9 protein-coding genes and 1 other RNA gene are annotated in these 10,403 nt (G+C 44.9%); 2 read left to right on the plus strand and 8 right to left on the minus strand.

Features of this window, described 5'->3' with window-relative positions; genetic code table 11:
* Positions 1–66 precede the first annotated feature (66 nt).
* Positions 67–166, minus strand: an RNA gene (ffs, locus tag A1D16_RS08965) — signal recognition particle sRNA small type.
* Positions 167–223: 57 nt separating this feature from the next.
* Positions 224–1,507: a DUF5103 domain-containing protein gene (locus tag A1D16_RS08970; protein ID WP_290709026.1), complete on the minus strand. Its 1,284-nt coding sequence runs from the start codon at positions 1,505–1,507 to the stop codon at positions 224–226.
* 104 nt (positions 1,508–1,611) lie between these two features.
* On the opposite strand from A1D16_RS08970, the gene A1D16_RS08975 reads away from it, so the two are divergent.
* Positions 1,612–2,844, plus strand: coding sequence for an FtsX-like permease family protein (locus A1D16_RS08975; RefSeq protein WP_290709027.1), 1,233 nt, complete (start codon positions 1,612–1,614; stop codon positions 2,842–2,844).
* 48 nt (positions 2,845–2,892) lie between these two features.
* Here A1D16_RS08975 and A1D16_RS08980 read toward each other — a convergent pair whose 3' ends face one another.
* The gene (locus tag A1D16_RS08980) at positions 2,893–3,618 is read right to left on the minus strand and encodes an RNA methyltransferase (RefSeq protein ID WP_290709028.1); all 726 of its coding nucleotides are present in this window, start codon (positions 3,616–3,618) and stop codon (positions 2,893–2,895) included.
* Between the two features lie 22 nt (positions 3,619–3,640).
* Between A1D16_RS08980 and A1D16_RS08985 the strand changes: the two genes are divergently transcribed.
* A complete protein-coding gene (locus A1D16_RS08985; RefSeq protein WP_290709029.1) occupies positions 3,641–5,971 on the plus strand; it encodes a BamA/TamA family outer membrane protein in 2,331 nt (776 codons plus the stop codon).
* Here A1D16_RS08985 and truB read toward each other — a convergent pair.
* The 5 genes from truB to A1D16_RS09010 all read right to left on the minus strand — a co-directional run.
* Positions 5,948–6,691, minus strand: a complete 744-nt coding sequence (truB, locus tag A1D16_RS08990; RefSeq protein WP_290709030.1) for a tRNA pseudouridine(55) synthase TruB — start codon at positions 6,689–6,691, stop codon at positions 5,948–5,950. The genes A1D16_RS08985 and truB overlap by 24 nt on opposite strands.
* Before the next feature lie 51 nt (positions 6,692–6,742).
* Complete coding sequence (locus tag A1D16_RS08995) at positions 6,743–7,870, minus strand: M48 family metallopeptidase (RefSeq protein ID WP_290709031.1); 1,128 nt, start codon at positions 7,868–7,870, stop codon at positions 6,743–6,745.
* Between the two features lie 9 nt (positions 7,871–7,879).
* Complete coding sequence (locus A1D16_RS09000; protein WP_290709032.1) at positions 7,880–9,223, minus strand: DUF58 domain-containing protein; 1,344 nt, start codon at positions 9,221–9,223, stop codon at positions 7,880–7,882.
* Complete coding sequence (locus A1D16_RS09005) at positions 9,223–10,200, minus strand: MoxR family ATPase (protein WP_290709033.1); 978 nt, start codon at positions 10,198–10,200, stop codon at positions 9,223–9,225. Before A1D16_RS09005 ends, A1D16_RS09000 begins: the two co-directional genes overlap by 1 nt.
* Positions 10,200–10,403 (minus strand): hypothetical protein (locus A1D16_RS09010; RefSeq protein WP_290709034.1); only part of this gene is annotated, 204 nt, incomplete at its 5' end. The genes A1D16_RS09010 and A1D16_RS09005, both read right to left, overlap by 1 nt.

The following is a 10,403-nucleotide window of genomic DNA, read 5'->3' on the forward strand; positions in this document are numbered from 1 at the left end:
GGAAAGGGAGGTGAAGGAGGAAAGGAGAAGACGGTGAAGGGAGAAAGCGGGGCTGGGTAAAATAAAAAATGGCAGGCTTATCATATCGCGCCGCTACAACCACCTACCCTTGCTGTCTTCCGACCCTGGGGGAGTTCAGTAGGAGCTGGCCGTATGAGACCTGCCAGTGCAAAAGTAAAAAATTAAACGGGAAAAGGAAAAATAAATCTTCCCCCTATCCCCCTCACTGATTTCGCCCACCCAAAGAATTAACCCGCCCCACTGCCACCAATTCATCCGAGCGGCCACCTAAGGAGCGGTAATACACCAGTACCAGGTAACTATTTTCTGTTTCCCAATAATTTCCTTCTGTTTTTTCCAGTTGGAATACGGGCTTTCCCGCTTTATCATCAAGCAGGGCATACCCATAATCATAATATCCCTGTTTTAACCAGAGAGAAGTTTCGTACCAGCCTTTCTCTTTGTTGAAGGCCATTTTTGCCTGTGGGTCTTTTCCGTAATTGGTTAATTCTCCAAAAAGGTAAAGGTCTTGTCGGAAGGGCATTCCGCCAGGAGGTCGAAAACTAAAATATACAGTTGCATAATCTCCCTGCCAATAAGGATTTAACCCATCCAATGTTTCGTTAAAGAACATTCCATTTCCATCCCGGTAATACACCACGCGTAAAGCAGAGCGATCAAAATCAGGCTTTACAAAAACGCTTGTGCCATCTTTTGCATAAACGGCACTGTCTACCCGTTCTGATTGCAACCGAAAACTACGCAGGTCCAACCATCGCCATTCTTTTCCTGCCGCAAAAACCGCGTCCTGTTCAGTGTTATATTCCAGTTGGTTCTGCCTTATAAAAGTGGGCTTCAAACCCGTTTTTGCATTATCCCAACGGTTATTCTGTAATAGAACCACCTGTATCTGTTGCATGGGATTGACCAGGTTCAACTGGCGCATATTCACCGTAAATGCCAATTTCTGGTGCGTCGTAAATACCTGGTTATTGAAGGGCTGCTGTACCTGTATTCCTACTGCGGCCTTTTCATCAACTACCAGCACCCGGCGGGTAAACGCCAACTGGTTTGGATCACCGTTTAAAAAAACTTTTAACAAATAATTGCCCGAGCGGGAAGGTACCGACCCCCTGTCGGGTAACTGTGCCTGATAATGTGTATAACGCGTAAGTGCAACCGAAGAATTGCGATAGGTCGTAATTCTTTGTTGAGAAAATCCTTTTACATAATCCATGCTATTCAGGTTAACCGGCGACCAGTCCGCATTGCATAACTGCCAGCTGTAGGAATACGCTTTGGTGCCTCCTTCCCGGTCGTCAAAATGAAGTTCTAACTGATCAGCTGAACCCAGTCGAATAATGGGGTATCCAAGCGGGTTGCCTACCGGAAATAATTTTACTTGCTGGATAGACAAATTGTATACCTGATCGGGTTCTATGTTTTGTGCCTGGCTCAAAAACCCGCCAAGTAGCAGGATTTTGGCCAGAATAATAGATTTATACATGTAAAAACAACTAATTTGAATGGTCAATCAGGACACCAAACTACAAAACGCATCCGGTTAAAAATAGTTTTCTCCCCTATATTTGGCGACTAAAACCATGCCGATTGAATATCGCCGGATTTATAGCGCGTAAGGTCGCCTTCAATAACCAGCAGTCTTTTTCCAGATTTATTATCCGGCTGGCGATTGCTGCAACAACAATCAGCGTTGCTGCAATGATTCTGGCGCTGGCCTTTACCAATGGCTTTCAATCGGCCATCAGTCAGAAAATATTTAATTTTTGGGGGCATATCCGCGTACAGCATTATGAGCCCAGTAAGTCGGTTATTTCAGAGGAGTATCCGATTGATCGAAACGATACGGTAGAGCAGTTGCAGCAAGAAATTCCCGGCATCAGGGGAATACAGGCCTATGCTACAAAAAATGCAATTCTCAAAACAGAAGAAAGCCTGGAAGGCGTATTATTTAAAGGGATAGACCGATTTTATGATTCAGCCCGCCTGCAAAGCTTTTTAAAAGAGGGCCGATGGATGGTTTACCCCGATTCCGGCTACAGTAACGAAATCGTATTGAGTGCCTATACCGCCAGCCAGTTGAAACTAAAAATAAATGATCCCATCTTAATTTATTTTATTCAGAATGACGGCAGCGCACCCCGGGCGCGAAAACTTACCGTTGCAGGCATTTACAAAACGGGTATAGAAGAATACGATAAACTAATTGCCATTGGAGATATCCGGCTGATTCAACGGCTGAATAACTGGACGCCTAATCAGGTGGGCGGCTATGAAATATTCCTGAATAAGCAGGAGGATATGGAGCAAATCAACGAAGCTATCTTCAACCGGCTGCCGATGTTATGGAACAGTAAAACTATTTTCGAAATTTACCCCAATATTTTCGACTGGCTGGCACTGCAGGACCAAACCATCGGTATTACCCTGGTTATTATGATAATTGTAGCAGTTCTAAATTTAATTACCTGTCTGATTATTCTGGTTTTGGAGCGAACCCGGATGGTAGGCATATTAAAGGCCCTGGGCACCAATAACGCCACTATTCAGCGTATTTTTCTTTATCACGGTGCACTTATTACCCTGGTTGGAATTGGTTTAGGAAATATCCTGGGGTTCATTCTGCTGGCCTTGCAGAACAGGTTTAAATTCATTCGCCTTCCCGAAGACATGTACTACATTGATAAAGCAGAAATTCTTGTAATCCCCTGGCAGGTGTTAGCCGTGAATCTCGGTACTTTCCTGATCTGCCTTGCCGTGCTTACCATCCCCAGCCTGATCGTTAGAAATATACAGCCGGTTAAAGCGATACAGTTTAAGTGAGGAAAGGCAGCAAGGAGGGGAATGCGCCGCTCCTCCCCTCCTTGCTGCCTACACCAGCTGCCCCAAAATTATTCCCGTAGCCACCGCTGCATTGAGCGATTCGGCTGCACCAATTCGTGGAATTGTTACAAAATGATGGAGCAGGGCACGTAACTCTGGTCGAATACCTTTTGATTCATTACCGATAACCAGTGCTGCCGGCAAATGCACTTTCGCTTCCTTTATGGGGGTTCCTTCCAGGGTAGCTGCAATAAAGTCACGATGAGGATGTGCCTCCACAAACGCTATGAGGTCCGTGTACAGGATTTCAACCCGGCCAATACTTGCCATCGTACTTTGAACTACTTTAGGATTAAATGCGTCCGCACAATCTTCACTGCAAATAAGCTGCTGAATACCAAACCAATCAGCTATCCGGATAATGGTACCCAGGTTACCGGGATCCTGGATACCATCCAGCACAATCTGCCAGCCTCCCGGCCTAATAGCCAAATCCGGTTTTTCAAATACCCCCAGTACCTGGTTGGGTGTTTTTAGAAAAGAGATACGCGCAAGGGCCAGTTCATCCAGTACCTGCGCCCATGGTTGCTGCTGCCATTCGGCGTGCAATTGCCACCATTCGGGTAATGCATAAACCAGTCTGGGCCGCATATGTGGTAGCCTCAGTAGTTCTTCCACTGTTTTTGGTCCCTCTGCCACAAACAAGCCCTCTTCATCTCTGAATTTTTTATGGCTCAAACTTTGAATATATTTGGCCTGATTTTTCGTCATCATTAGATATATTTTTCAGCAGCCTATGGTTTTTTACAACAACAAGTGTTACACCCGTCTTTTTTGGCCAAGGGTGTATGGGTACCTGTTGTTTTTTTTGATAACCGGCTGCAAGGTCATAAAAAATTATCCGAGTCCGCACCCCTTTGTTTATAAAACTACGATCAAAGTAGATGCAAAACTCCCCTCCGCTGAAAAGGCAAACCTGATCAATAAAATAGAAAACCAGCTTTCCGATAGCTTGAAAGTACGGTACCGGAAAAAAGGCTTTCTGCGAAAAGAAATGGAAAGTCCGCCTGTATTTGATACCAGCTACGCCACCGAATCAATTGGATATATAGATGATTTGCTCAGGGCTTACGGGTATATGTATGGGCAGGTTAGCTGGGACAGCTCACTGGTGCAGGTGGAAGACCAGAAAAGAGTTACCACAAATTTTAAAGTGGTTCCGGGTAAAGTATTACGGATAGATTCACTCGCTTTTGACTTTCATGACAGTACGTTGCAAGCCCTGGCCAATGCCAATCAAAAAGACAGCAAGCTAAAAAGAGGAGATGCTTACAGCAATGAGAAAGTTTCCTTGGAAATCGACCGGCTGCTCAATATTTTTCGCGATAACGGCTACCTCAAAATTACACGGGAAGACATGTATGCCCAGGTTGATACCATTGTTGCCGCCCTGATTGACCCCGGTCTGGATCCCTTTGAACAGATCCGGTTACTGGAAGAGGTTCAGAAAAGAAGAGAAAACCCGCAGATTGATGTCATATTTAAACAGCGGGGTACTAAAAATCCTGAACGACTGCAACAATACAGGTTTCGGTTTATCCGGTTTTACCCCGACCTTTCCCTGATTCAGGACAGCCTGGTAACCAGCAAAAAAGACACCATTACCCGGAACAATATCAGTGTAATCCGTTCTAAAAACATGACCAAGCCCGGATTTCTGGCCAGGAATAACCAAATGATACCAGGTAATCTTTATCGGCAAAAAGATGTGTATCGCACCAACAATGTATTTCAGCAAATGAGCGCCTGGCAACAGGTTGGCATTGATTTATACCCGGTAGACAGCCTTGGGGTGGTGGACGCTGAAGTGAATATGTACCTGGCAAAAAAACAGAATATCTCCGTCGACCTGGAAGCCAGTCGGAACGCCACCGACCTGATTACCACTACCAACCTGTTCGGTATAGCATTGAATTTTGGCCTGCAGGATCGTAACCTGAGTAAACAATCCGTACTTGCCAGTACCAATTTCAGGTTTGGTATAGAACTAGGTAATCAGGGCAGAATTATTCAAACCTTCCAAACCAGTATAACCCAAAGTTTTACAATCCCGAAATTTGTTACCCCCTTTAAAATAAAACAGGAACGTCGCTTTCAAAGCTCCCGTACCCTGTTGTCGGCCAGCGGGTCCATCACCAACCTGCGAGATTTTTTGCGGGTACAATCGGTTAATACCTCCATCGGCTATGAGTGGATAAACCAGAAAAACCGAAACTGGTATTACAGCCCCCTGAATGTTGAATTTGTACGGTTGTTTAAAACCGATAGTTTCTATAAACAGGCGGCCATCATCCCTAACCTGGAAAACTTTTATAACGACGGACTCATCATTTCGCAATACCTGATCGTGCGGAATACCTGGGCAAGGTCGAACAAAGTATATAACCTGAAAATTCAACTGGAAGAAAGCGGTGGTATTTTTGGGAATTTCAAACAATTTGACCTGAATTCGCGACTCTTTCGTTTTGCCAAAGCGGATATTGATTTCAGGCATTATATCAACAAAGGGAATAAATCCTGGGCATTTCGCTTTTTTGTGGGACTTGGAATTCCCTATGGCAAACAATACGATACCAGTGGCAAAATTGTTAAAGAACCCAGTCTGCCCTTTTTTAAATCCTATTTTGCCGGTGGTCCAAGCAGCATGCGAGCCTGGCAGGTTAGGCAGCTTGGTCCCGGGTCTTCTGACTATTTCCAGGGCGCTAACACTTTTCGATTTGCCGACTTTCAACTGGAGTCTAATATTGAATATCGTTTCCCCTTGGGCACTTTATTTGGCATAAACTTAAAAAGTGCCTTTTTTGCAGATATCGGCAATATTTGGTACCGGAATAACCAGGGCAATCCAGCGCTCGATGCCGGTGTTTTTCGATTAAAGCACCTCTACCGAGATATTGCTGTTGCCGGCGGAACCAGCCTCAGACTGGATTTCAATTATTTTATGATCCGGTTCGACTGGGCCTATAAACTTAAAGACCCCTTATTTGCGAATCAAAAAAACGGATGGTTCCAAAATGTAAACCTGTTAAAAGGCCAATTTCAATTAGGTATCAATGCGCCCTTCTAATTCCTGTTGTATGAAGGAGGCCGCAGCGTCCATGCTCATGGCCTGTTCAACGGAATACTCTCCAATCCTGGTTCTGCGCAGGCTGGTAAGATAGCCACCGCAACCCAATACCTGCCCCAGATCATTTGCTAAACTTCGTATATAGGTGCCAGTTGTACAGATTACTTTGAAATAAAGCAAGCCGGCATCAAGGCGGATGATCGAAAATTCTCGGATAGTAACAGGTCTTGGTTCCAACTGAACCTCCTTGCCTTTTCTGGCCAATTCGTAAACGCGCTGGCCCTTGATCTTAATAGCAGAATGAATAGGCGGCACCTGCATAATTGGTCCCCTGAATGCATCCATCGCCACATTTATTACCGTTTCCTCCAATTCCCGGCCAGCATCTGTACGAAGGCCGGTTGCATCCAGTATATACCCTGGAGTAGGCACCGGCGTCGATTCAAGATCATAGGTAGGCGTGGATGCTCCCAGCTGAATGGTGCCGGTATACTCCTTCTCCTGCGCCATAAACTCATTTATCTTTTTCGTAAATTTTCCGGTACACACAATCAGGAGGCCGGTTGCCAGGGGATCAAGTGTACCGGCATGACCCACTTTTTTTGTTTTTACCTGGTTGCGAAGCTTACGAACCACATCAAAAGAAGTCCAGTCGAGTGGTTTATCAATTAATAGTACGCGGCCAGCAGCAAATGGATTTTCAACAATTGGATCAGTCATCTCCCTACAACATTTTGTGCAAAGGTAACTATCCGGCAGCTATTGTTTTGTTTACCATTGATTTTGTGCTGCTTCCCCAGACTCGGAGGCATTTTCCTGTTCTCTTGAAATATCTTTTTTAAGGCGATCCCAGTCCGTTGAAAGCAGTGCAGGTGTTTCAAACTGTACCGGATGTTTTTCGATAAATTTCAAAGCCGATTTTTTCCGCTCGCTGGTTAAAGGATGGGTGCTTAAAAACCCAGGTAGTGTGTTTCCGCTTTCGGCTTTCTGTAAACGATCCATTAATGCCACCATACCTTTCGGATCTACCTTATTGCTGATCATTTGCTCCATGCCCTTTTCATCCGCATCTTCTTCCAGGGAGCGTGAATAAGACAGTGTCCGGAGCTGATCGGCCTGCCCGGCAATGGATGCGCCGATAGAGCCCAGGTCTCCAAATACCATAGACAATAATACAGAACCTGATAACTGCCGGAGAATAGACCGTAAACTATGCCGTTCATTGATATGACTTGCTTCATGTCCTAAAAGAGCTACGAGTTCCTCCGGCTCCTTCATTTCTTTTAATATGCCTTTATACACTACGATATGCCCGCCGGGTATTGCAAAGGCATTAATTTCCTTATCGTCTACCACGGTAAACTCCAATTCGTAGGCTGGGCTTAAGTGAAGGTGGCTGGCAAAAAGGCTGAGAGAGCGGCTAGATTGGCTGTCTATCCGTAGGTTTTCTGACATGGACTGGTAAATCATTGCTCCCAGTTCTTTTTCCTTCTCATGAGATACCAGCTTCAGGCCAACCCCTGTAAGCAGTGAAATAAGTCCGAAATAAGCCGCCACAAGAAAACCGGCAATTGCCAGGAACAAAACCGGCCATTTCCAGTTTCGCCCGATTTTTTTAGAAATTTTCCGATCGCTACGAATGCGTTCCAGGATTTCGGGCAGCAACAGGTGTGCATCGGCAATCGTTAACCGATCCTCTGCCCCGGGCAAAAGCTGCAACAGGGTTAAAGGCGGCTGGTGCTGGAGCAGGCGGATTCCTTTTAAAGCATATGCGCCTATAAAGGATTCGTCACTGGCATCGTATAATTGAATAGCTTCATCAAATAAGAGAATTCTTACCTGCTTAGCCGGGTTTATTAAATTGGATTGAAACCAAACCTCCTGTTGCTTGTCTAACATGCAGCAAAATTAAATAATCTGCCTTGCCTTCAGTTCAAGGTATTTGTTAATGGTTTGAGTGGTTAATTGCTGAGGAGAGGTAAGGATGGCTTGTATACCATATTTCTGCAATTCCTTTACCATCAGCCTTTTTTCTGCAATGAATTTTTCAGTAATTGTTTTTATATACAGTTGTTCCAAATCCTCCACCGGTTGTTTAACCTGCTCCTGCAAGGCTGTATTTTCAAAAAATACCACCAGCAGCAAGTGTTGTTTTGCCAGAGAACGGATATAAGGCAATTGCCTTTGCAAACTACTCATGGATTCGAAATTGGTAAACAGGATAAGCAGGCTGCGGTGGGTTATGCGGCTTTTCACCAGTGTTACCAGCTTTTCATAATCCGCTTCCAGGAAATTGGTCTGCTGGCGATAAAGGGTTTCGGCCAGTAAACTCATTTGTATACCTTTCCGATCGGCCGGCACCATTTTACCCCTGTTTTCGTCAAAACAGATCAAACCAGCTTTGTCGTATTTTACAAGGGCTACCCTTGATAAAACAAGGCTTGCATTGATGGCGTAATCCAGTAATGTCATTCCTTCAAAGGGCATTTTCATCACACGGCTCTTATCAATAAGACAATATACCTGCTGGCTTCTTTCGTCCATAAAATTATTAACCATCAGCGCTCCACCTTTCCTGGCTGTTGCTTTCCAGTTAACGTTGCGGAGATCATCTCCCGGAACATATTCCTTTATTTCCTCAAATTCAAGGCTATGCCCCAATTTCCGCACTTTTCTGCTACCGATTTCCGAGGTAGTAGCATTATGGGCCAGCAATTCATAAGAACGGAGAGAATGAAAGGAGGGCCATACCATTACCATTTTTTCAGCTGCAACAGGAAATCTTCTTTCTGCTAATGCCAGTGGGCTGCTGACCAGGCAGTTAATGGCACCAAACCAATATTCACCCCTGGTTAAGGGTTTCAGGTAATACACCAGTTGCGCTGTTTCGCCGTACTTCAAGCCTGCAGCAAGCTGAAAATTACGGTACTGAAATTGTACCGGCACTTCATCCATTACCAACACTTTTATTGCGAAAGGGTAGGCAGACTTCAGTTCGAGCAAAATCTTGTTATCATCTCCGTTACTGAAGATATCCGCCATTTTTCTCTTAGCCTGCAACCCTTCCGGATGTCGGAATAAGAGCAATATATCTACCACAAACAGTAATAGAACCAGTCCAAGCAGTATAAGTCCGAATTCAAAAAGAACCGGAAGAAAATAGGTAAGGATGAAAAAACAGGCAATGCCGATCAGTACCCAAACCAACCGGTTGGTGATATAAAGCTGTTTAATAAATTTCGGAACAGGCATCAGCGGGGTACTTCAATAGATTGAATGATTTCCTGGATAACTTCATCCGGGGTGCCCCCCTCCATTTCTTTTTCGGGGGTAATAATGATCCTGTGCCGGAGCACCGGGGCGGTCACAAAAACAATATCTTCTGGTGTAACAAAATCACGGCCACTGATAGCGGCATAGGCTTTGGAAGCATTCATAATACCTATGGAAGCACGGGGAGAAGCACCCAGGTAAATATGTTTATGGTTCCTGGTTTCTGCCACCAGGGCCGCAATAAATCCCAATAATTTCTCCTCTACATGAATCAGTTTAACCTGCTTGCGCAATGCCAGCAACAGGTCTTTTCCCATAACGGCATTAATGCCGGTTAAGAGGTTATCATTTCCCTGGCCATGGTGCAAACGAAGAATGGCTACTTCCTGCTCTGTGTTCGGGTAACCAACATTTATCTTAAATAAGAAACGATCCAATTGTGCCTCCGGTAAATGATAGGTACCCTCCTGTTCCACCGGGTTTTGGGTAGCTACCACCATAAATGGGGCCTCCATGGAATAGGTATGCCCATCTACGGTAACTTGCTTTTCCTCCATTACTTCGAACAAGGCAGCCTGGGTTTTAGCCGGAGCCCGGTTAATTTCGTCGATCAATACCAGGTTGCTGAAAACCGGGCCGTTCCTAAACTGGAAACTGGCCTGTTGCGGATGAAATATACTTGTACCAAGCACATCACTTGGCATAAGGTCTGGTGTAAACTGGATTCTTGAAAAACCCACGTCTACCGCTTTGCTAAGGAGCCTGGCAGTTAACGTTTTTGCCACCCCGGGCACCCCCTCAATTAGCACATGGCCATCTGCCAGAATAGCTACCAGCAGCAGTTCCACCATATTTTCCTGCCCAATAATTACCTTGGCAACTTCCTCTTTAAGCGCATCAACTGCCTGGTTCAGGTTTTCCAGATTGGTTCTTTCATTAAAAATTTGTTCTTCCATCAGGATCGTTTTATATGAAACAGTTCTATTAATTCATTCATCCTAAGCAGGTCTTCATCGGGCACTGTGCCATGCTCTTCAATTACTTTAAATTCATAAAGGATACTGCTTATCAGGCTTTCTTCCACGCCCGATTTCAAGGCCAGCTGCGCACCAAATACAGCATCGGGTTGATTACTTGAGATATTGTACTGATTTCTTGC

It is taken from the genome of Flavihumibacter sp. CACIAM 22H1 (assembly GCF_001601815.1).
Lineage (GTDB): Bacteria > Bacteroidota > Bacteroidia > Chitinophagales > Chitinophagaceae > Flavihumibacter.

What these genes read in the sequence shown, in the direction of transcription:
- truB (WP_290709030.1), bottom strand. Translation starts at nt 6,691, where the DNA reads ATGACTGATCCAATTGTTGAAAATCCATTTGCTGCTGGCCGCGTACTA.
- A1D16_RS09005 (WP_290709033.1), bottom strand. Translation starts at nt 10,200, where the DNA reads ATGGAAGAACAAATTTTTAATGAAAGAACCAATCTGGAAAACCTGAAC.
- A1D16_RS08995 (WP_290709031.1), bottom strand. Translation starts at nt 7,870, where the DNA reads ATGTTAGACAAGCAACAGGAGGTTTGGTTTCAATCCAATTTAATAAAC.
- A1D16_RS08985 (WP_290709029.1), top strand. Translation starts at nt 3,641, where the DNA reads ATGGTTTTTTACAACAACAAGTGTTACACCCGTCTTTTTTGGCCAAGG.
- A1D16_RS08980 (WP_290709028.1), bottom strand. Translation starts at nt 3,618, where the DNA reads ATGATGACGAAAAATCAGGCCAAATATATTCAAAGTTTGAGCCATAAA.
- A1D16_RS08970 (WP_290709026.1), bottom strand. Translation starts at nt 1,507, where the DNA reads ATGTATAAATCTATTATTCTGGCCAAAATCCTGCTACTTGGCGGGTTT.
- A1D16_RS09000 (WP_290709032.1), bottom strand. Translation starts at nt 9,223, where the DNA reads ATGCCTGTTCCGAAATTTATTAAACAGCTTTATATCACCAACCGGTTG.